This is a genomic window from Kitasatospora sp. NPDC004614 (assembly GCF_042873675.1).
In the GTDB taxonomy this organism is placed as follows: Bacteria; Actinomycetota; Actinomycetes; order Streptomycetales; family Streptomycetaceae; genus Kitasatospora.
Genome location: NZ_JBIALR010000014.1, coordinates 51,350 through 73,339, shown reverse-complemented (window position 1 = coordinate 73,339; position 21,990 = coordinate 51,350). Strand labels below are relative to the sequence as shown.

General features: G+C 72.1%; 17 protein-coding genes. 12 read left to right on the top strand and 5 right to left on the bottom strand.

Annotation, left to right across the window (positions count from 1 at the left end; translation table 11 throughout):
• Positions 1–90 precede the first annotated feature (90 nt).
• On the top strand, positions 91–1,341 hold the full coding sequence (locus ACFYST_RS25695; protein WP_387638511.1) for a TIR-like protein FxsC: 1,251 nt from the start codon (positions 91–93) through the stop codon (positions 1,339–1,341).
• Positions 1,342–1,446: 105 nt separating this feature from the next.
• A complete protein-coding gene (fxsT, locus tag ACFYST_RS25690; protein WP_387865737.1) occupies positions 1,447–5,448 on the top strand; it encodes an FxSxx-COOH system tetratricopeptide repeat protein in 4,002 nt (1,333 codons plus the stop codon).
• 206 nt (positions 5,449–5,654) lie between these two features.
• Here the strand turns inward: fxsT and ACFYST_RS25685 are convergent, their stop codons facing one another.
• From ACFYST_RS25685 to ACFYST_RS25675, 3 genes are all read right to left on the bottom strand, one after another.
• Positions 5,655–6,473 (bottom strand): alpha/beta fold hydrolase, encoded by an 819-nt coding sequence (locus ACFYST_RS25685; RefSeq protein ID WP_387865899.1) that lies wholly within the window; start codon positions 6,471–6,473, stop codon positions 5,655–5,657.
• Between the two features lie 65 nt (positions 6,474–6,538).
• Positions 6,539–7,501 (bottom strand): DUF4231 domain-containing protein, encoded by a 963-nt coding sequence (locus ACFYST_RS25680; RefSeq protein WP_387865734.1) that lies wholly within the window; start codon positions 7,499–7,501, stop codon positions 6,539–6,541.
• 151 nt (positions 7,502–7,652) lie between these two features.
• The gene (locus ACFYST_RS25675; RefSeq protein WP_387865732.1) at positions 7,653–8,402 is read right to left on the bottom strand and encodes a sugar isomerase domain-containing protein; all 750 of its coding nucleotides are present in this window, start codon (positions 8,400–8,402) and stop codon (positions 7,653–7,655) included.
• 206 nt (positions 8,403–8,608) lie between these two features.
• On the opposite strand from ACFYST_RS25675, the gene ACFYST_RS25670 reads away from it, so the two are divergent.
• The gene (locus ACFYST_RS25670; RefSeq protein WP_387638500.1) at positions 8,609–9,298 is read left to right on the top strand and encodes a metal-dependent transcriptional regulator; all 690 of its coding nucleotides are present in this window, start codon (positions 8,609–8,611) and stop codon (positions 9,296–9,298) included.
• A gap of 414 nt (positions 9,299–9,712) precedes the next feature.
• Here the strand turns inward: ACFYST_RS25670 and ACFYST_RS25665 are convergent, their stop codons facing one another.
• Positions 9,713–10,420 carry a bifunctional DNA primase/polymerase gene (locus tag ACFYST_RS25665; RefSeq protein ID WP_387638497.1) on the bottom strand — a complete coding sequence of 236 codons (708 nt, stop codon included), beginning with the start codon at positions 10,418–10,420 and terminating at the stop codon, positions 9,713–9,715.
• A 255-nt stretch (positions 10,421–10,675) separates the two neighbouring features.
• Here ACFYST_RS25665 and ACFYST_RS25660 point away from each other — a divergent pair, with 255 nt between their 5' ends.
• Both ACFYST_RS25660 and ACFYST_RS25655 read left to right on the top strand, forming a co-directional pair.
• Positions 10,676–12,052, top strand: coding sequence for a transcriptional regulator (locus tag ACFYST_RS25660; RefSeq protein ID WP_387638495.1), 1,377 nt, complete (start codon positions 10,676–10,678; stop codon positions 12,050–12,052).
• 217 nt (positions 12,053–12,269) lie between these two features.
• The gene (locus tag ACFYST_RS25655; protein ID WP_387865729.1) at positions 12,270–13,445 is read left to right on the top strand and encodes a hypothetical protein; all 1,176 of its coding nucleotides are present in this window, start codon (positions 12,270–12,272) and stop codon (positions 13,443–13,445) included.
• A gap of 202 nt (positions 13,446–13,647) precedes the next feature.
• On the opposite strand, the gene ACFYST_RS25650 is transcribed toward ACFYST_RS25655, so the two are convergent.
• Positions 13,648–14,922 carry an ABC transporter substrate-binding protein gene (locus ACFYST_RS25650; RefSeq protein WP_387865727.1) on the bottom strand — a complete coding sequence of 425 codons (1,275 nt, stop codon included), beginning with the start codon at positions 14,920–14,922 and terminating at the stop codon, positions 13,648–13,650.
• Between the two features lie 286 nt (positions 14,923–15,208).
• Here ACFYST_RS25650 and ACFYST_RS25645 point away from each other — a divergent pair, with 286 nt between their 5' ends.
• From ACFYST_RS25645 to ACFYST_RS25615, 7 genes are all read left to right on the top strand, one after another.
• Positions 15,209–15,649 carry a hypothetical protein gene (locus ACFYST_RS25645; RefSeq protein ID WP_387638487.1) on the top strand — a complete coding sequence of 147 codons (441 nt, stop codon included), beginning with the start codon at positions 15,209–15,211 and terminating at the stop codon, positions 15,647–15,649.
• Positions 15,650–15,762: 113 nt separating this feature from the next.
• Positions 15,763–16,626, top strand: a complete 864-nt coding sequence (gene purU / locus ACFYST_RS25640) for a formyltetrahydrofolate deformylase (RefSeq protein WP_387638485.1) — start codon at positions 15,763–15,765, stop codon at positions 16,624–16,626.
• Between the two features lie 354 nt (positions 16,627–16,980).
• Entirely contained in the window at positions 16,981–17,433 is a 453-nt protein-coding gene (locus ACFYST_RS25635; RefSeq protein ID WP_387638482.1) for an ATP-binding protein, read from the top strand.
• Between the two features lie 381 nt (positions 17,434–17,814).
• Positions 17,815–19,083: an MFS transporter gene (locus ACFYST_RS25630; RefSeq protein ID WP_387638480.1), complete on the top strand. Its 1,269-nt coding sequence runs from the start codon at positions 17,815–17,817 to the stop codon at positions 19,081–19,083.
• A gap of 92 nt (positions 19,084–19,175) precedes the next feature.
• Positions 19,176–20,516 (top strand): MFS transporter, encoded by a 1,341-nt coding sequence (locus ACFYST_RS25625; protein ID WP_387865725.1) that lies wholly within the window; start codon positions 19,176–19,178, stop codon positions 20,514–20,516.
• Positions 20,517–20,644: 128 nt separating this feature from the next.
• Positions 20,645–20,974 carry a DUF4229 domain-containing protein gene (locus ACFYST_RS25620; protein ID WP_387638475.1) on the top strand — a complete coding sequence of 110 codons (330 nt, stop codon included), beginning with the start codon at positions 20,645–20,647 and terminating at the stop codon, positions 20,972–20,974.
• Between the two features lie 5 nt (positions 20,975–20,979).
• Positions 20,980–21,990: a LacI family DNA-binding transcriptional regulator gene (locus tag ACFYST_RS25615; RefSeq protein ID WP_387638472.1), complete on the top strand. Its 1,011-nt coding sequence runs from the start codon at positions 20,980–20,982 to the stop codon at positions 21,988–21,990.

The window sequence follows — 21,990 nt, the reverse complement described above, 5'->3', positions numbered from 1 at the left end:
TCAAGGCCCTATTCCATTCCGGCGGCAGCCGTTCCTACACTTGAGTCCCTTTCGGGGAACAGGTGTCAGGCGGGCTCGGGGGAGGCGCGTGTGAACAGCCCAGCGGGCCGGGGGAAGGAAGCACCGAGGCCGTACTTCTTCCTCAGCTACGCGCACACCCCGCGGGTGAACTCCAGAGGTGCCGCGGATCCGAACCTCTGGGTGGCGAAGCTCTACCAGGACCTGTGCGAGGCGATACTGCAGATCACCGACCTGCCGGCGGGGCATCCGATCGGGTTCATGGACCGGTCCATGCACCAGGGGCAGAAGTGGGCCGAGCGGCTGTCGCGGGAGCTCTCCAGCTGCCGGGTGTTCGTGCCGCTGTACTCACCGCGCTACTTCAAGTCCGAGGCGTGCGGCCGGGAATGGCACCTGTTCACCCGCCGGTCGGTGTACCAGCGCCGCCCGACGGCCGAGCGGATGACCGGGATAGTGCCGGCGCTGTGGGTGCCGATGGACCACTACCCGCTGCCCCGGGTGGCCGGCGAACTGCAGTTCAACCACGACAGTTTCGGCGACGACTACGCCGCCGAGGGCCTGTACGCGCTGATGAAGATCGCCGCGTTCAGCTCGCAGTACCACCAGGCGGTGTGGCGGCTCGCCCAGCGGATCGTCGACGTCGCCGAGCAGACCGTCATCCCGGCCGGCCAGGTCTTCGACTTCGAGTCCCAGCCGTCCGCGTTCGACCAGCCGGACGTCGCCGACAAGGTGCGGATCTCGGTGTTCTCCTACAACCAACCGGAGTTGCCGCCGCAGCGCAGCGGCGCCTGGTACGGCGAGCTGCGCACCGACTGGCAGCCGTTCCGGCCGGACTCCAGCCGGCCGCTCGCGCAGGACGCCGCGGACGTCGCCCGGAACATGGGATTCCAGCCCACCGTACGGGAGTTCGAGGAGGAGTCGGAGCAACTGCTGACCGGCGAACGCCCGTCCGCGCCGTGCGTGCTGCTGGTCGACCGGTGGGCGTTCCTGGACGTGCAGCGGGTCGAGGCGGTGCGCCGGCTGGACCGGCGCAACCTCGGCTCGGTGGCCATCATCGAACCCTGGAACCGCGAGGACCAGCAGAGTCGCGACCACGAACGGATGCTCAACGACATCGGCGACAGCGTGCTGGCCGTCAGCCGTGGGGCGCTGCAGAAGCCCAGCCTGCGCGACGACGCCGCGGCCGGCGCCCCCGGCAGCCTCGAGGAGTTCCGCGGCGAGATGGAACGCGCCGTCATGCGCGCCTGCACCGCCCATGAACAGCACCACCGCGACCGGCCGGACGACGGCCCCACGGACCGCAGACCCAGCATCGGACCCTAGGAGCTGGGAGCGGGTGACAGCAGGACGCCGGACGGTCGGAACTCCGTTCGGCGGTACGGCGTGCGGGAACACGACGGGCACCAAGGGCCCGGGGGAGGGAACGTCATGACCGAGAGGCCGGCGAAGGGCCCGCAGATCCAGGCGCGCCGTCGCGACGCCACCGTGGAGAACCGTCACGGACGGATCGTCACCTTCTACTCGTACAAGGGCGGCACCGGCCGCACCATGGCGCTGGCCAACACCGCCTGGATCATGGCCGCCAACGGCTACCGGGTGCTGGTCGTCGACTGGGACCTGGAAGCCCCCGGGCTGAGCCAGTTCTTCCGGCCGTTCCTCAACCCCGAGATCGTCGCCGCCACCACCGGCATCATGGACCTGTTCGCCGACTACATCGAAGAGGCCCGGCGCCCGGTCGACCGCGACCCCGACTGGATCGAGGACTTCGCCCGGATCCACCCGCACGCGCTCTCCCTCGCCTGGCCGCACTTCCCCGGCGGCGGCCGGATCGACCTCGTCCCGGCCGGCCAGCAGAACCGCGACTACTCCGTCACCCGCCTCGACTGGGACCTGCTCTACGAGCGCTACCAGGGCCGGCGGTTCATCCAGTCGCTGCGCGCCGACATGAAGCGCCGCTACGACTACGTGCTGATCGACAGCCGCACCGGCCTCACCGACACCGCCGACATCTGCACCGTCGAGATGCCCGACGACCTGGTGGTCTGCTTCACCCTCAGCGACCAGTCCATCGACGGAGCCTCCCGGATCGCCCGGGTCATCGAGGACCGCTACGGCGACCGCGACATCCGCATCCTGCCCGTCCCGATGCGCATCGACGAGGGCGAGAAGGAGAAGGCCGACGCCGGCCGGGCGCTCGCCCGGATCAAGTTCGGCGGACTGCCCGCCGGCTTCGGCGAACCCGACCTGGCCCGCTACTGGGCCGGCGTCGAGATCCCCTACCGGCCGTTCTACGCGTACGAGGAGATCCTCGCCCCGTTCGGCGACCAGCCCGGCCTGCCCGGATCCATGCTCGCCGCCAACGAACGACTCACCCGGGAGATCACCCAGGGCCGGGTCGCCGGACTCCCGCCGATGCCCGAGGACCTGCGGCTGCGCCACCTCGACGGCTTCGCCCGCCGCCGCCCCACCGCCCCCGCCGACCTGTACCTCAGCTACGTGCCCGAGGACCGCGCCTGGGCGGACTGGATCTCCGCGCTGCTCACCGACGCCGGCTACCGCGTCGTGCCCCGCGACCTCGGCGCCGGCGCCAACCCGCGCGAGGCCACCGGCCGCGGCATCGACTCCGCGTACCGCACCGTCGCCCTGCTGTCCGCCGCCTACCTGCAGTCCCCGCAGGCCCAGGCGCTGTGGGACCGGACCGTGCTCGCCGACCCGGCCGGCGCCCGCCGCCAGCTCATCCCCGTCCGGGTCTCCGACGTGCGCCTCAACGCGCCCTACAACAGCCGCAACCCGGTCGATCTGATCGGGCGTGACGAGACCGCGGCCGCCACGGCGCTGCTGCGCGCACTCGGCCGCACCGAGACGGACCTGCCCGAGCGCAGCACCGGCGCGCCGCGCTTCCCCGGCACCAAGCCCACCCACTGGGAGGTGCCGCAGCGCAACCACTCCTTCACCGGCCGGGTCAAGGTCCTGGACGACCTGCGCGCCCAACTCGCCGGCGGCACCACAGCGGTGCTGCCACCGCCGCAGACCCTGTACGGCCTCGGCGGCGTCGGCAAGACCCAGGTCGCGCTGGAGTACGCGCACCGGTACATGTCGTACTACGACCTGGTGTGGTGGATCGACGCCGAGCAGAGCGAGAACGTCGTCGCCGACCTCGCCGACCTCGCCGGACGCCTCGGCCTGCGGGTCGGCGACAACGTCAGCGAAGCCGCCCAGGCCGCCCGCGACGCGCTCCGGCAGGGCATCCCGACCTCCAAGTGGCTGCTGATCTTCGACAACGCCGACGAGCCCGGCGAGATCCGGCGGTTCTTCCCCGACGGCCCCGGCCACATCCTGGTCACCTCCCGCAACCAGGGCTGGTCCGGGCAGGCCGGCGTGCTCAGCGTCGACGTGTTCGACCGCACCGAGTCCATCGACCACCTCACCCGCCGGGTCCGCGGCCTGAGCCGCGCCGACGCCGACCGGGTCGCCGAGGCCGTCGGAGACCTCCCGCTCGCCGTCGAGGTCGCCGCCGCCTGGCTGGAGACCACCCGCACCCCCGTCGACACCTACGTCAACCAGCTCAAGGCCGAGGCCACCAAGGTGCTCGCCGCCGGCGAGACCCCCGTCGACTACCCCACCCCCGTAGGCCTCACCTGGAACGTCTCCATCGCCCGGCTGCGCGAGCAGTCCCCCGCCGCCGTCCGGCTGCTGGAACTGTGCGCCTTCTTCGCGCCCGAGCCGATCTCGCTCAAGCAGTTCTTCTTCTCCGAGCAGATGCGGCTCGCCCTGGTCCCCTACGACGAGGAACTCACCGACACCTTCCTGCTCGGCAAGGTGCTGCGCGCCGTCAGCCGCTACGCCCTCGCCAAGACCGACGCCGGGTCCGACTCCTTCCAGGTCCACCGGCTGGTCCAGGCCGTCGTCCGCAGCGGAATGGACGAGAACGAACGCAACCTCGCCATGCACCAGGTGCATCGCATCCTGGTCAACGCCCGACCTCCCCGCGGCGACACCGACGATCCGGCCAACTGGCCCACGCTGGAAGCCATCTGGCCGCACCTCGGGCCCTCCCGCGCCCAGGACTGCGACGAGCGGGAGGTGCGCGAACTGCTCATCGACCGGGTCCGCTACCTGTGGAAGCGCGTCGACCTCGACCAGGCACTGCAACTCGGCCGGCAGCTCGACGCCGCCTGGACGGTGCGGGCCGAAGCCGAGGCCGACCCCGTCGAACAGCGCCTGTGGCGGCGCCAGATCTTCAGCCTGCGCTTCCAGGTCGCCAACGTGCTGCGCTCGAAGGGCTCCTACAACGAGTCCCTGGCGCTCAACCAGGCGACCCTGGCCGGCCAGCGCGAACTCCTCGGCGAACACCACCCGTACGCCCTGATGACCGCCAATTCGATGGCCGCCGACCTGCGGTACCTGAACCGCTTCCAGGAAGCCCTCACCCTCGACCAGGACACCTACAACCAGTTCATCGAACTGTTCGGCGAGGACGACCCGCGCACGCTCTCCGTCGCCAACAACCTCGCCATCGACCACCGCCTGGTCGGCAACAGCGTCGCCGCCCGCGACCTCGACCAGGACACCGTCGAACGCCGCTCCGCCGTCCTCGGCCCGCACCACCCCTACACCCTCGGATCCAAGTCCCACCTCGCACGGGACCTGCGCGAGATGGGCGACTACAAGGGCTCCGTGGACCTCCTGCGGGAAGTCACCGAGGCCTTCACCGACGTCGACGCCTCCGGCCTGCCCGAGGAGCTCCGCAACGCCAAGTCGCTCGCCGTCTCGCTGCGCCGGGCCGGCCAGTACTCCGAGGCCAGGGAACTCACCGTCCGTACCTACGAGCGCTACATCGCCCTCTACGGGCCGGACTTCGCCGATTCGCTGGCCTGTCGGCTCAACCTTGCTGCGGACTTCAGCGCCGCCGGGGACAAGGAGACCGCCCGCGACATCGCCACCGACGCCTACGAGGGACACCGGCGACTGTTCGGCGACGAACACCCCTTCACGTTCGCCTGCGAGAACAACCTCGGCATCTACCTGCGAGGATCCGGCGACACCGACGGCGCCATCCAGCACGGCCGCTCCGCGGTCGACGGACTGACCCGGGTGCTCGGCGCCGACCACCCGTTCACCCTCAACGCCGTCATCAACCTCGCCAACTCGCTCGCCGAGAACCGGGACCTCGACGAGGCCGAACAGCTCGGCCGCAGTGCGTACGACGGCCTCGCCACCCGCTACGGGGCCACTCACCCCGACACGCTGGTCTGCCAGGCCAACCTCGCCGTCACCCTCCGCGCGGCCGGGCGGCGCAGCGAGGCGGAGAGCCTGCGGATGCAGGCGGTCGCCGCGCTGGTCGAACTCTTCGGCGAGGAACACCCGTCCGTGGTCGCTGCGCGCAGCTGGCAGCGCAGCAACAGAGACCTGGAGCCGCAGCCGCTGTAAGGAGAAGGCAGACGGGTGCGAAAACAGGGGCGCGTGGGGTACCTCCCGGCCCGCCAGGGCCGGGGGAGAACTACGCGACAAGCGCAAGGCCCGTCCGCAAGGTCGCGATCAGGTGCAGGTCATTGTCCTGCGTCGCGATCTTGCGGTTGGGTGCCTTCCGCTTCGCGCAGTTTCCCGCGCCTCCGGCGTCGCACCCGCCCCCGGTCTCAGCTGCTCGCCGCCCAGCGGATCGCGTCCGTCATCTCCTTCAGGGCACCGAAGTGCCCCGCGCCCGGTTCCATGTAGAGCTGTGCGCCCGGGATGTGGTCGGCGAGCCAGGAGGAGTGGCCGACCGGCGAGAACTTGTCGTCCGCGCCGTGCCAGATGCGGACCGGGACGCGGATGGTGTCGACGGCGAAGCCCCAGTTGGCGATGAAGGCGAGGACGTCGTCGATCCAGCCGTCGGCGCCGTAGCGGAAGGCCTGGCGGTAGGTGGACTGGAGCATGCGGCGGATGCCGATGTCGGCGACCACGGTGCGGTCGGGCGGGGTGAGTTCGGGGACCAGGTTGCGGATGAGCTGGGCGGGGTCGCGGCGGATCACCTGGGAGCGGACCTGGAACGGGCCGGCGATCCGGGGCTGGCCCAACTCGGCCTGGCGGTAGGCGCGTTCGTTGGACGGGGTCATGCCGTCGAACCAGTCGAGGCCGTCCGCGTCGCGGGGGGCGAGGGAGACCTGGGTGGCGGCCCGGACCACCCGGTCGGGGAGCAGGGCGGCGCAGGCGAGCGCGTGCGGGCCGCCGCCGGAGCGGCCGACGACGGCGAAGCGGTCGAGGCCGAGGGCGTCGGCGATGGTGGTGACGTCCTCGGCGGCGGCGCGGACCCGGCGGCCGGGCAGCCGGGTGGACTCGCCGTAGCCGGGGCGGTCGAAGGAGATCAGCCGGACCCGCATCCGGGCCAGGACGGCGCTGCGCGGGGCGGGGCCGACCCGGCTGCCGGGGGTGCCGTGGAGCAGGAACACCGGCCTGCCGGTGGGGTCTCCGGACATCTCGACCGCGAGGATGCCCCCGTCCGGTGTGTCGATCCTGCGGGTGGCCACGCGGCGCCTCCAGGTCAGCTGGGGATGTCCAGGCTGCGCACCTCGCGGCGCGCCTGCCAGGTGGTGTGTTCCCGGGAGATGGCGTCCTCGGCGTCCCGGGCGAGTCGCGCCCAGTTCTCCTCGGCGTCCGGGGCGGACAGGTCGACGGCCGCCAACTGGGCTTCGACCTTGGAGAGTTCGGCGGCGGCGAGGGTGTAGGCGGCAGCCTGCGGACGGTACTGGCGCAGCTGGGCCCAGGCCGAGATGGAGGCGGCGACGGCGGAGATCGCGCCGAGCGCGTCGAAGGTGAATTCGCCGAGGGCGCGCAGGACGGCGAGGACCAGGCCGGCGGCGGGCAGGACGATGGCGAGCCGGCCGACCCGGCGGGTGGCGTTGCGGCACTGGATGGCCTTGGCCTGGTACCACTCGCGCTGGCTGTGCACCCGTTCACGCAGGTAGATCTCGCGGCGGACCGGCAGCGGCTGGTCGCGCAGCCGTTCCATGGTCTCGGTGATCTGCGGGTGCCGGGCCGGGGCGCGCCAGCTGCGCAGTTCCTCGGCGAGCCCCGGGGTGAGCCGTTCGGTGTCGAACTCGCCGAGAATGTCGGTGAGTTGCATGCCGTACAGGCGTTCGGCGTCGGGGAGCTTGCGGGGCGGCGGCCGGTAGGAGTCGGCGCGCACCGCGTACTTCCACACCAGGGTCTTGACCGATTCGGCGATCGCCCGGCCGTCGTACCAGAGCCGCTGCGGGTTCTGCCAGGCGACGGTGACGGCGATGAACAGCGCGCCGAGGTAGGCGACGGCGGCCAGCCAGGCGTACAGCGGGCCGTCGGCGGAGCCGGCGAAGGCCGCGCCGACCAGCAGCAGCAACTCCCAGCGGGACAGCGCCACCGCCCGGGCCTGACCTTGCAGGGACGCGCCGTCGGCGGCCCAGAACAGCCGCGGCAGCAGGTCCTGCTCCCGTACGAAGCCGATCGAACGCCCCGCTCCAGTTGCCATTTTTGCCCCCGCAGCGCCGTCTCACCGGTCTCGGGAGTCCTTCCCAGCGCCGGTCGAACTTACGCGACCGGCACCGGAGTTGGCCGAATGCGCGGGGTTGCGCCGGGGGCGCGGGGCGGTCAGCGGGAGGTCAGCGGAGGGCGCCCGGCGGTCACCAGGCGTAGAAGATGCGGTCCGCGTTGTCGGCGATCACCTTGTTGTTCCACTCGGTGCCGCCGTCCACGTTGCCGGAGCGGAACAGCGGCGGGGTGATGCCGCGGTCGGCGAGCTTGGCGGTGGCGGAGGCCATCACGGACTGCATCAGCGCGCTGGTGACGATGGTGGAGACCGAACCGAACGGGGCGCCCGCGCCGGGGTGGTCGAGTTCGCCGTCGCCGGGGGCGATCTTGCTGTCCAGCACCAGGTCGCAGTTGTCCTTGAGGTACGTGCCGGACGGGTGGTTGGAGCTCACCGCGGCCGGATACGCCAGCGAGGTCACGCCGATCACCCTCATGCCGCGGTCGCGGGCGTGCCGGGCGAGTTCGACCGGCATCACCTGGCGGCCGGACAGCGAGATCAGGAACAGCAGGTCGCCGCTGCGGGCGGGCGTGAGGTCGAGGGTGGTGGTGGCCAGCCCGGAGACCCGCTCCAGCGCGCTGCCGAGGTGTGCGGGCATCACGTTCACGCCGGTCATGCCGGGCACGTTGAGCAGATTCATCACCACCAGGCCGCCGGCCCGGTAGACCACGTCCTGGGCGGCCAGCGAGGAGTGCCCAGCACCGAAGGCGAAGATCCGGCGCCCGTGCTCGACGGCCTCGGCCAGCAGCTCGGCGGCGGCGTCGATGTTCTCGCCCTCCTCGGCGCGGATCCGCTCCAGGTGGGCCACGGCGGCATCCAGGTAACGGCCGACCAGTTCGGTCATCTCGTGCTCCGTCCGAGCGCGCGGGCGGTCCGGGGGCCCGGACCGCATGGGGACAGCTACGGCGTGCACGGTGGCCCCTGCCGCGCCCGGCTGTCAACCGTCGCGCAGGGCGTCCGGCAGCCGGGCACAACGACGGAGCGCACCGGGTTGTCACCTTCGTACGTCAGAATTGGCGGTGAGGACACCGAAGAACGGAGCCAGGGGCGATGTCAGGGCTGATCGACACCACTGAGATGTACCTCCGCACCATCCTGGAGCTGGAGGAGGAAGGCATCACCCCGATGCGCGCCCGGATCGCCGAGCGGCTGGAGCAGTCCGGCCCGACGGTGAGCCAGACGGTGGGCCGGATGGAACGCGACGGCCTGCTCCAGGTCGCCGAGGACCGGCACCTCGAACTCACCGTGGAGGGCCGCCGGCTGGCGGTGCGGGTGATGCGCAAGCACCGCATCGCCGAGTGCCTGCTGGTGGACGTGATCGGCCTGGAGTGGGAGCAGGTCCACGAGGAGGCCTGCCGCTGGGAGCACGTGATGAGCGAGACGGTCGAGCGCAAGGTGCTCGCCATGCTCGGCCACCCCACCCAGTCCCCGTACGGCAACCCGATCCCGGGCCTGGACGAGCTCGGCGACACCAAGGCCGAGGGCGAGGGCTTCGACGCCGGGCTGGTGACGCTGGAGTCGGTGGCCGGCAAGGACGGCGCGGACGTGGTGGTGCGGCGGATCGGCGAGCCGATCCAGACCGACGGCGAACTGATGCGCACCCTGCGCCGCGCGGGCGTCCGCCCCGGTGCGACGGTGCGGGTCGCCCCGGCGGCCGGCGGCGTGCTGGTCGGCACCGGTGACGGCGCGGCCGAACTGGGCAAGGAGATCGCGGCGCACGTGTTCGTCGCGCAGCCGTAGCGGGAGACGCTGCTGGGCCGGGCAGGCCCCGGGGCCTCGGAACACGCGGGGCCCGCGCTTCGGGGCACACGCTTCGGGGCCCGGTGTCCCCGCACCGGGCCCCGCCGCGCCTCCCTCCCCCGACTCCCTCCCTGATCCCCTCCGGTCCCTCCCTGATCCCCTCCAGCCCCTCCTGCTGCCGCACTCGGCTTCCCCGACCGAACGCCCTCCCGGCAGTCCCCCACGCTCTCGGCCCGCCCGCTCCTTCCGTTTTTTCGACCCCGTGCCGACGCTGAGAATGATCCCCTCGGTCGACGCCGCCAATCCTTGAGCGCTGTCACCCGATCGGTTGGCTTGTCCCGCTGACCTGCGGGTATGACGACTTGTTTCCGGAAGATCGCGTTCCGAGCGGTCGGAGGCGTGGCGCGCGGTCGCTCAGTGCACCGCGGCGGCCTCCCGCTGCGCGGGGCGCGGGGCCGAGGGGTCGCGCCGGCAGGCGTACGCCAGCGGGCTGACCAGATCCACCACGTCCGGCAGCCACCGGTTCTGTGCCGTCGGCGGCCGGGCCCAGATCGCCGTCCCGCCGCGGCCGGAGAACCGGGACGGCGGGGCCACCATCCAATCGCCCTCGCCGCGCGCCACCAGGTCCAGCCCGCCCGAGGTGCAGCCGATCTGCCGCAGCAGCTCCGGCAGTTTGGCGACCGCGCCGGGCATCACCAGGAAGTGCAGCCGCCGCCCGCGCCGCCCCGCCGCGGCCGGCACCGAGACCACCGGGCCGAGCGGCAGCCCCATCCGCTCCATCCGGGCCAGGGCGAGGCAGCCCGCCACCTCCGGCACGTCCAGCACGTCGAACGCCCTCCCGGTGGGCAGCAGAATCGATGCTTCAGGGTGCTCCGCCCACCACCCGCGGACCACCGCGGACCCGACGCTGGCCAGCAGCCCCCAGTCGGCGCCGACGGGGTGTGCGCCGGGGAGCGCACAGCGCGGATCGCCGCAGGAGCAGCGGGTGAAACCGTCGTCATCGACCAGCCACGCCCCGGGGACCACCTCCCAGTGGCGGACCTCGGCACAGCGGACGGCTTCGGCCAGTAGCGACGGCGAGTCGGGTTCGGGGGATTGGGAGGCGTTGTCCACGTGGAGCACAACTACCGTCCGTGAGTGAGGGTTACGGGCCGCCGCCGAACGATTCGAACGGGGCGGACGTTGTCACCCGGGACGGTGATCCTGGTCGGAACCCCCCGGCGCGACAGGGGCGGTAACGGGCGCAGTGGGGGCGCACAGGGGCATTCAGCAGGGCGCGTGGGGAGTGGGTACGTCACCGTGGGTATTCCGCATGGTGTTGCACAGTCGTCGCCCTCCGGTCGGGTCCGGACGGCGTTGGGGAGGCGGAAAAATCCCATGGCCGCGAGACCGCTCGTCGCACGAGAGCCGAACGAACGTCTGCAGCAGCTGATCCAGGAGGCAGGCTGCTCCAACGCGGGCCTGGCCCGCCGGGTCAACCTCTGCGGAGCCGAGCACGGGCTCGACCTGCGATACGACAAAACGTCCGTCGCCCGCTGGCTGCGCGGGCAACAACCACGCGGGCAGGCGCCCGCCGTCATCGCCGAGGCCCTCGGCCGCAAACTCGGCCGCGGTGTCACCGTGGACGAGATCGGCATGGCCGACGGCAAGAGCCTCAGCTCCGCCGTCGGACTCCAGTTCGCGCCCAGCCTGGCCACCGCGCTGGAGCAGATCTGCGAACTGTGGCGCAGCGACGTCGGCAAGCGCGACTTCCTGGCCGGCACCACCGTCGCCGCGTCCGCCCTGGTCGAACCCAGCCGGGACTGGCTGATCACCCCGCCCGACCCGGTGGTCGCGCGGACCGGCGGCACCCGGGTCGGCCTCGCCGACGTGGCGGCGATCCGCGCCACCACCCAGATGCTGGTCGACCTCGACCACCGCTTCGGCAGCGGCCACGTCCGCCCCGTCGTGGTGCACTACCTCAACAGCGTGGTCTCCGGCTTCCTCGGCGGCTCCTACCGGGACGAGACGGGCCGTCAACTCTTCGGCGCCGTCGCCCGGCTGACGGAGCTGGCCGGCTACATGGCGGTCGACACCGGCCAGTCCGGCCTCGCCCAGCGCTACTACATCCAGGCGCTGCGCCTCGCCCAGGCCGCCGACGACCGCGGCTACGGCGGCTACGTGCTGGCGGCCTCGATGAGCCACCTCGCTGCGACCCTCGGCAACCCCCGGGAGATCGCCCAACTCGCCCGCGCCGCCCAGGAAGGCGCCCGCACGGTGGCCACCCCCACCGCGATGGCCATGTTCTACGCCGCCGAGGCCCGCGGCCACGCCCTGCTCGGCGACGCGTACGCCTGCGAGGCGGTCGCCGCGAAGGCGCTCGCCTCGATGGAACGCCGCAACCCCGCCGACGACCCGGACTGGATCGTGCACTTCGACGAGGCCTACCTGGCCGACGAGTTGGCGCACTGTCACCGGGACCTCCAGCAGGGCGAGCGGGCCGAGCACTACGCCCGCACCGCGCTCGAACTGCACCCCGCGCACCGGGTCCGCCGGCGCGCCGTCGACCTGGTGCTGCTCGCCACCGCCCAACTCCAGCAGCGCGACCTCGAACGCGCCTGCGAGACCGGCACCGAGGCGGTCCGGCTGCTCAGCGGGCTGCGCTCGAACCGGGGCGTGGAGTACCTGGACGACTTCCGCAGCCGGCTGGAGCCGTACCGGAGCCACCGGGCGGTACGCGAGTTCCACGCCCGGATGGATGGGGAGGCCGCGTAGCAGGTGGGGTGGCCGCGCAGCAGGTGGGGCGGGGTCGGCCGGTACAGGTGGGGACGATCGGGCTTCGTGAAGCAATAGCACAGAACAACAGCCCACGTAGTCACCTGTGCCGGTGAACCGGTAGCGTGGCCTCGCAGTTGTGGTCCGTCGTCAGCAACCCGGCGGGGCAACCGAAAGGCCCGGGATCCCGGTGCCGTGCACAGGTGAGGTAATCGCGTTGAGCCAGCGCCGCTCGTATCCGAACTCCGGCGACTTCAATCTGGACGACCTGTTCCGGCCGGAACCCGCCACGGACGGTCAGGGCACCGGTACCCCGGTGCAGGCCGCCTCGCAGTCCCCGTACGCCCAGCCGCAGAACCCCGTTCCGCAGCAGCAGTCCGCCCCGCCGCTGGGGCAGAGCGGCAGCCCCGAGTACTGGGGCGCGCCGCAGCAGGCCGCGCCGGTCGCCCCGCAGGGGGACGTCGGGGCCACCCAGTACCTGCCGCCCTACCCGGCGGGCGACCCGTCCGTGGCGGCCGCGTCGAACGCGCCGACGCAGATCGGATTCCCGCAACAGGGCTACGCCGGCGGGACGTTCGGCGGGCAGCAGCAGTACGCGGCGCCCGCGCCCGCTCCCGCGCAGCCGAGCTACGGGGGTGCGTACGGGGCGGTCCCGCCGCAGCAGCAGGCGTACCAGGCCGCGCCGGAGGCCGGGTTTGGTGGATCGGCGAACGGTGGATCGGCGAACGGCGGGCCGGCGAACGGCGGTGGCCGCAAGCCCAACACCAAGGTGCTGATCGGTGCGGGCGTGGCCGGTGTCGCGGTGATCGCGGTGCTGATCGGTGTGTTCGCCAGTGGTGGCGGCGACGACACCAAGAAGAGCCAGGCCAAGACCAAGAGTTCGAGCAGCCAGTCACCGTCCGCGCAGGCCGGTGGCGGCGGCGCGGACGGCGCCGTCGGCCCCGAGACCAAGGCGCAGGCGCAGGCGATGTCCGACCTGCTCGGCACCGCGAGCGCGAGCCGCACCTCGGTGGTCAACGCGGTTTCCGCCGTTGGCAAGTGCCAGGGTCTGCCGGACGCGCAGGCCGCGCTGACCGCGGCCGCCGCGCAGCGGCAGGACCTGCTGAAGAAGCTCGGCGACCTGAAGGTGGACCAGCTCACCGACGGCGGCAAGCTGGTCGAGCAGCTGCAGAAGGCCTGGCAGGCGTCCTCCACCGCCGACTCCGAATACGCCCTGTGGGCCGGGGACATGGTCGCGGGCTGCGACGGGGGCAAGGCGAAGGACAACGACCACTACCGCAACGGCAACACCGCGAGTGGCTCCGCCACGACGGCGAAGGAGCAGGCCTCGAAGCTGTGGGGCGCGATCGCGTCGAAGACGGGGCTGGCGGAGAAGGGCGCGACGGAGCTGTAGGGCGAGGGAAACCAGGGGCGCGTGGGGGCACCTCCCAGCCCCCTAGGGCTGGGGGAGAACTGCGCGACAAGCGCACATCACGTCCGCAAGGTCGCGATCAAGTGCAGGTCATTGTCCTGCGTTGCGATCTTGCGGTCGGGTCCTTCCGCTTCGCGCAGTTCCCCGCGCCCCTGGTTGTGCTCTCCCTGGTTTCGCCCGCTATTCACCCCGCGAGGATGTTGCGGACGTTGGTGAAGCCCTGGTGCTGTTCGACCAGGCGGCCGTTCTGGACCTGCTGGAAGGTGACGGAGGTGTTCACCAGGCGGGGGGAGTCGGCGGTGGGGAGCATGTTGGTGACGCCCCAGCCGAGGGGTGGGGTGGTGCCGGCGGTGTCGATGGGGTCACCGCTGTCGAGGACGGTCTGCAGGGCCTTCGCGGTGAGTGGCCGGGTGGGGTCGATGCGGCCGGCGGCCTGGCGGAGGACGGTGTAGGCGACCCAGGTGGTCTGGACGCCGGGGTCGGTGACGTCGATGGTGGTGCCGTTGCCGTAGGTGCGGGCGGTGGCGCGCAGGTTGTCCCAGACGGGGGAGCTCTCGGCGGGGAACCAGCCGGTGGCGTACGCGCCGCGGAGCGGGCCGCTGTCGCCGCCGGTGGAGTCGACCACGGACTGCTGGAAGGAGCCGATGACCGAGGCGAGTTGGGTGTTCTTGGGGTTGGCGCGGCGGTAGGGGTCGAGCAGGTTGCCGGTGGGTTCGGCGCCGAGTGCGGAGAGTACGCAGTTGCCGGGGCGGTCGTCGCCGATGGCCCGCCGGGCGTAGGGGGCGTAGTCGGGGGACTTCTCGGGGGCTTTGATGTCGGTGACCTTGATGCTGGTCTGCTTGACGGCGGTGTTGAGGTAGCTGACCAGGGCGTCGCCGGCCCGGGTGTCGGGGCGGATCAGGGCGATCTGCTTGCAGCCGGCGTCGATCAGTTGGCGTCCGCTGCCGGCGACGAGGGCGGGGGTGCCGCCGTTGACGGGGTAGGACAGCGGGCTGCTGAACTCGGGGGTGGAGAGGCCGTATCCGCCGATGAAGGGGATGCCGGCGGCTTCCAGGACGGGGATGAAGTTGCTGCCGTACTGGCTGGCGGAGCCGACCACGGCGACGGCGTGTGCGCCGACGGCCTGGTTGGCGCAGGCGGTGGCGCCGTCGGTGGTGTCGTGCTCGTTGCAGGTGAGGACGGTGACCTTGCGGCCGTTCAGGCCGCCGTGCGCGTTGAGGTCGCGGCCGATGGCTTCGGCGAGGGCCGTCATGCCGGGGCGGTCGGCGGCGCCGGTGCCGGACGGGGCGAAGGTCATCACGGTGACGTCCCGGCCGGTGGCGTCGGCGGCGGCGGGGCCGCCGCAGGCCGTGGTGGAGAGCAGGGCGGGCAGCGCCAGGCCGGCGGCGAGGGCGGCGGTGGTGCGGTGGTGGCGGCCGCTGACGGCGGGTCTCGGGCGGGGGGTTCCGTTCCGCGTCATGGTGCTCTGTTCCTCCCTGGAGATGCTGCGGGGACTGACCCGTGCTTCTTTGCGCAGGTTCGGCGCGTCCAGCGTGGTGGGGGCTGCGCACGGCGAGAGGGACGTGATGTGAACGGTCCGTCAACGGGGGAGGAACACGGGGTTCGCGGGTGTGATGACGTCGCGTGTGGAGGGCGACCGGCCGGGGAACGTACGATCATCTCCCGTGTCCGACAGCGTGGATTCTCCGTACCGTTCTGCCCGAAACTCTTCTCGAACGGGCGGCCGCTCCAGCACGATGGGCGTCATGCCCCTGACTGACGTGCCCTGGTGGCGCTGGCGCGCCCGGATCCGTTCGGCGTTGCACATGCTTTCCGACCCCGGCTTCCAGCGGATGGCCTGGCTGGAGGGGCAGGGCGACTACGGGGATCTCCACGACGCGGTGTACCGGCTGGTCGAGGACAGCTGGCTGGACCGGTGGAAGGCGGCGGAGAAGTACGTCGGCTCGGTGTTCCGGGACTCCGCGGAGGCGGTCGCGGTGGACGCGGCGGTGCTGCGGGTGCTGCGGATCGTGAGCCAGGTCGGCGAGTACGCCCCGGCGGCCGTCTACCTCGGGCACCCGGACTGGCCGGAGGCGGTGCGGGCGGCGCGTGAGGCGCACCACCTGCTGGCCGTCAACGACGGTACGGACCCCGACCTGCCGCCGTCCACGCCGGCCGAGCTGCGGCAACTGACCGCGCACCGCTGAGCGGTGGGGGTGGCGCGCAGTCTCGGGTGGCGGGCGGTGGCCGCAAGGCGGGCGGATTTGTGCCAGGCTGGGCGATCCGTCCGCACCAGAGCCGAGAAACGGGACCCCGCGACATGGAAGAGACCGCCCACTCCCAGTACGTTCTGACGCTGTCCTGTCCCGACAAGCAGGGCATCGTGCACGCGGTCTCCAGCTATCTGTTCATGACGGGCTGCAACATCATCGACAGCCAGCAGTTCGGCGACGCCGGTACCGGGCTGTTCTTCATGCGGGTGCACTTCTCGGCCGAGCAGCCGGTGACGGCGGAGAAGCTGCGGGCGTCGTTCGCGGCGGTCGGCGCCTCGTTCCGGATGGACTGGCAGATCCACGAGTCCGCGGAGCGGATGCGGGTGCTGCTGATGGTCTCGAAGTTCGGCCACTGCCTGAACGACCTGCTGTTCCGCACCCGGATCGGGGCGCTGCCGGTGGACATCGTCGGGGTGGTGTCCAACCACACCGACTTCCGCGAGCTGACCGAGTCCTACGGCGTCCCGTTCCACCACCTGCCGGTCACCAAGGACACCAAGGAGCAGGCCGAGCAGCAGCTGCTGGACCTGGTCGAGCAGGAGCGGGTCGAACTGGTGGTGCTGGCCCGCTACATGCAGGTGCTGTCGGACGGGCTGTGCAAAGAGTTGTCCGGCCGGGTGATCAACATCCACCACTCGTTCCTGCCGAGCTTCAAGGGTGCCCGGCCCTACCACCAGGCGCACGCCCGCGGTGTGAAGCTGATCGGCGCGACCGCGCACTACGTCACCGCCGACCTGGACGAGGGCCCGATCATCGAGCAGGAGGTCGCCCGGGTCACCCACGACGTGACGCCGGAGCAGCTGGTGGCGCTCGGCCGGGACGTCGAGTGCCAGGCGCTGGCCCGCGCGGTGAAGTGGCACAGCGAGCGGCGGGTGCTGCTGAACGGCACCCGGACCGTGGTGTTCGCCTGACGAATGCTCGGCGGGCGCCGTTCGAGCGCCCGCTGGACATTTGTGGGAAGGGTGGTTCGCTCGTGGCGGCCCGGTGATGACGGGGCGTGGGGAGTACGGTCGGGAGTACCCGCGGTGGCGGTGCCGCCGACCGGTCGTGCGAACCCCGGCAGGGTGAGCGGGACAGTATGCACCGAGACATCCCCCGAACGCTGGAATATGCCCGAAGCTCTTGCTGCGACCCGGTCCCGGAATCATTCTGGGGCGTATTCGTGTCGATGCCATGGGCAGTGCGGATCGGCGGCCTCCACGAGGCACGGCCGACCGGACCGGCGGGATCAAGCGGGCCGAATACCGAGTGCGGGTGGTGGAACGGTGCAGGTACTTCAGGTACAGCTGGCGGTCCAGGCGGACCCGGCGGAGGTCTCACGAGCCCGGCGCTGGGTACGGGCCCGGTTGGAGGCCGGCGGTCTCGACCCGGACTCGCCGGTTGCCGAGACGCTGGTGCTGGTGGTCTCCGAACTGGTCACCAACGCGGTGGTGCACACCGGTTGTCCGGCGGTGCTGCGCCTGCTGATGCCGGCCGGTCCGGACGCCCCGCCGGGGGTCCGGGTGGAGGTCGCGGACGCCAGCTGCGCCGCCCCCGCCCCCCGGCACGCCGGGGCCGACGCGGAGGCCACCAACGGGCGCGGCCTGGAGCTGGTGGAGCTGCTGTGCGAGCGCTGGGGCTGGTACCCGGACGGCTCCGGCAAGCGGGTGTGGTGCGAGATCGGCCCGGTGGCGGCGGTGTGCGAACGGGCGGCGCAGCCGGTTGCTTCGGCGCGCTGAACGCCCGTCGGCGGGTCCGGGCGCGCCACGCGTGCGCTGTCCGCGCTCCGGGTGATCCATCTGAATTTCGGACAACCCATTGACGTGACGTATCCGACTGATCACTCTTGGGTGCGGCGTTCCGTTGCGAGGGGACGCCGAGGGAGCCCGGGCGGTGCCGACACTCAGGGGGTCGTTGGCCGCATCCGCCCGGAACCTCGGCGAAATCGGGACGCCCGGCGTCACGGCTTCAGGGCCCGGACGCAGACCCGGACGACAGCCCGCGGTGCCGTGCTCGGGGCGCGCACGGCGGGCTGTCGTCCGGTCAGTTGCGGGTCGGACGCCGCATCGTGATCCAAAAGCACTGGCAAACGGTGGTGGTCTACACCAAAACTGTGGGTCGTGACCGCACCAGAACTCGATACTGCCTCCACCGCGCGCGTCAGTACCCCCGCCGAACCCGCCATCTGGTCGGGCAATTTCCGGCTCTACTTCACCGCCCGCTCGGCCGGCCTGCTGAGCGACGCGATGCTCCCCGTGGCCGTCACCACCGGACTGCTGACCAGCGGGCACTCGGCCTCCACGGTCGGCTACGCGATGGCCTTCCTGCTCGCCCCGTTCGCCGGCCTGGTCCTGATCGGCGGCGTCCTCGCGGACCGCTTCACCGCCCGCCGGCTGATGATCTTCGCCGACCTGCTCAACCTCACCACCCGGGTGCTGCTCGCGCTGCTGTTCTTCCGCGGCGTCGACCAGCTCTGGCAGCTCTACCTGCTGCTCGCGCTGGCCGGCACCGCCGCCGCGATGTTCCAGCCGGGCGCCGCCTCCACCGTCCCGCTGGTGGCCCGCGACGTGCAGGGCGCCAACGGCATCCTGCGGATCTCCGAGGCGCTCACCGTCCTCGCCGGCCCGCCGCTGGCCGGCCTGCTGGCCGCCGCCTCCACCGGCTGGGTGATGGTCATCGCCGGCGTGATGTACGCGATCAGCGCCAGCTCGCTGCTGGTGCTGCGGCTCGGCCCCGTCCCCGCGCCGCCGCCCGGCGACAGCCTGTGGAAGAACCTGGTCGAGGGCTGGCACGAGTTTCGCTCCCGCAGCTGGATGTGGGGCGTCATCGTGATCTGGATGATCTTCACAGTGCTCTCCTGGGGTCCGCTCACCCCGCTGCTCGGCTCGCTGGTGGTGCCCGCGCACGGCGGCACCGTGTTCGGCATCCTGAACGGCATGTTCGGCGCCGGCACCGTGATCGGCGGACTGATCGCGATCCGGGTCAAGCCCGTCCGTCCGCTCGCCGCCGGTGCGTTCGCCCTCCTGGCCTTCCCGCTCCAGCAGTTCGCGCTCGCCTTCGACCTGCCCTGGCCGGTGCTCGGCGCGGCGATGACGGTCTCCGGCATCGGCATCAGCTTCTGGGGCGTCATGTGGGCCACCAGCGTGCAGACCCAGGTGCCCGGCGAGGTGCTCAACCGCATCCACGCGTACGAAGTGGCCGGCTCCGTCTGCATGTTCCCGCTCGGCTCCGCGCTCGCCGGACCCGCGATGGAGACCTTCGGCGCGCAGCACGTCCTGGTGGTCGGCGGCATCGTCACCGTACTGACCGCCACCGCCCTGCTGCTCAGCGCGCCCATCCGCGGCCTGCGCAGGGTCCCCGACGGCGGGCCGGTCGCCGGCGGGCACTGACGTCGCGGCCGCCCGGACGGCGTCCGGATCTCGATGGGAGATGGCAGCAAACCCCGTCGTGCGGGCGGGGCCGGGAACCGCAGACTCGGCGGGTGAACGAACTCACCACCACGCCCGTCGCCGACCCGGCCCCGCCACGGCCCGCCCCGCGCCTGCACTACGCCTGGATCGTCGCAGCCGTCTCGCTGGTCGTCCTGGTCGGCTCCGCCGGATTCCGCTCCGCGCCAGGCCTGATGATGGACGCCCTGCACAACGAGTTCGGCTGGTCGCACGCCACCATCTCCAGCGCCGTCTCCGTCAACCTCACCCTTTACGGCCTCACCGCCCCGTTCGCCGCCGCCCTGATGGACCGCTTCGGCGTCCGGCTGGTGGTGGTCTGCGCACTGCTCACCATTTCCGTCGGCGCCGGACTCACCGTCCTGATGACCGCCTCCTGGCAGCTGATCCTCTGCTGGGGCGTCCTGGTCGGACTCGGCAGCGGCTCGATGGCCGGCGCGTTCGCCACCACGATTTCCGGACGGTGGTTCCAGGCGCGGCAGGGATTGGTGACCGGCGTGCTGACCGCCGCCGGCGCGGCAGGCAACCTGATCTTCATGCCGGTGCTCGCCGCGCTCGTCGAACACCAGGGCTGGCGGACGGCGGTGGTGGTCGTTTCGCTCGCCGCCACGGCCGTCGCCGTCCCCGTACTGATCCTGATGCGCGAACGCCCCGCGGACCTCGGGCTGCTGCCGTACGGGGCCACCGAGGCCCCCGCGCCGCCGGTGGTCGACGGCTCGGCGATCGCCCGCTCCCTGCGAGTGCTGCGCGGGGCCACCCGCAGCCGGGCGTTCTGGCTGCTCGCCGCCTCCTTCGCGATATGCGGTGCGACCACCGCCGGTCTGGTCGGCACCCACTTCATCCCCGCCGCCCACGACCACGGCATGCCCGTCACCACCGGGGCCTCGCTGCTGGCGCTGATCGGGGTCTTCGACGTGGTCGGGACGATCGCGAGCGGGTGGTTCACGGACCGGTTCGACTCCACGCGGCTGCTGATCGCCTATTACGGTCTGCGGGGTCTCTCGCTGGTGCTGCTGCCGTCGCTGTTCGGGGAGAGCCTGCGGCCGCCGATTCTCGCCTTCGTCGTTTTTTACGGGCTGGACTGGGTGGCGACCGTGCCGCCGACCGTCGCGCTGTGCCGGCGGCACTTCGGGGCGGATGCGCCGATCGTTTTCGGGTGGGTGCTGGCGGCGCACCAGGTGGGGGCGGCGATTGTTGCCGGGCTGGCCGGGTTGGCTCGGGACAGCTTCGGGAACTACGACGCGACTTGGTACGCGGCGGGGGTGCTGTGTGTGGTGGCGGTGGGGTGCTGTCTGGCGCTTGCAGGGCGGACATTCAGGGGCTCGGGGAACGGCGAGGCCGAGCTGCGAGTGGTCGGGGACAGCGGGGGGTCGTGACTGCGGCGGGCCTCAGGCCCTGGCGGGGCTCCCCTCTGCGCTTGAAAGATGTGAGGTCGTGCTTCACTGGGAGGGCCATTACCCCCTCGTGCCCTGCGGCGCGACCCGGCAGTGAAGGACGATCCCCGGTGAGCAGCAAGATCAACGCGACGCTCCGCTACACCTCGCTGCGGGCGAGCATCTTTCTGGCCTGCCTGCTGGTCGCGTTGCTGCTGGCCCATTTCGGGGTGATTCCGGTGGTAGGTGACCTCGGGCTGATCCTGCTGTTCGCGCTGGCGATGGTGGCGTCCTCGGCGATCAGCTACGTGGTGCTGAGCAAGCAGCGGGACGAGATGTCGGCGCAGATCGCGAACCGGATCGACAACCGCAAGGCCCGCTCCGTCGTCCGGGACGCCGCCGAGGACGAGGCGGACGACGCGGCCCGGGCCGCTGCCGCCCGGCAGGCGCAGGCCGGCTGACCGGCGTGTCGGACTCCGGGTCCGGCGAGGGGGCGCGGCGGCGGCCGACCGGGCGGGACGTGGCCCGGCTGGCGGGGGTGTCGCAGGCGACGGTCTCGCTGGTGTTCTCCGGCAGCGCCGGGCACCGGGTCTCGGACGCCACCCGCCAGCGGATCACCGATGCCGCCCGGGAGCTGGGCTATCGCCCGCAGGCGGCCGGCCGGCAGTTGCGGTTGGGCCGCAGCGGCATGGTGCTGCTGACGGTGCCGAACCTGCTCGGCCCGTTCTTCGGCCGGGTGCTGACGGGCGTGCACGAGGAGGCGGCCCGGCACGGTCTTTCGGTGGTGGTCTCCAGCGGCTGGGACGCGGCGACGCTCGCCGAGGCCGCGGCCGCGGGCCGCTTCGACGGCATGCTGATCTGCTCCCCGGACGACAAGCAGCTCGGTGGGCTGCCCGCCGACACGGCGGCGGTGTTCCTGGACGCCGACCCGGCGGCCAACCCCGGCCGCCCCACCGTCGAACTGGACCTGACCGCGGGCATGCGGGCCGCCGTCGACCACCTGGCGGCGCTGGGGCACCGGCGGATCGGCTACCTGCGTTCGGTGCACTCGGCGTACACCTTCCGGGTCCGGCAGGCGGCGTTCGCGGCGGCGGCCGCGGAGCTGGACGTGCAGGAGCGGGCGGTCAGCCTGAACGAGGGCAACCGGGAGGCGGCGCGGGCGGCCCGGGAGCTGCTGGCCGGGCCGGACCGGCCGCGCGCCGTGGTGTGCGACGACGACGTGGTGGCGTCCGGGCTGTACCAGGCGGCGAACGAGCTGGGGCTGCGGATCCCCGGCGACCTGTCGGTGGTCGGCATGGACAACATTCCGGTGGCGGAGCTGCTCAGCCCGCCGCTGACCACCGTCGATCTGCCGGGGGAACAGCTCGGCCGGACCGGCCTGGCCACCCTGGTGGCCCTGCTGGGCGGTGAACTGCCGTCACCGGCCGACCCGTTGGCGACCACGCTGGTGGTGCGGCGGTCCACGGCGCCGGCCTGA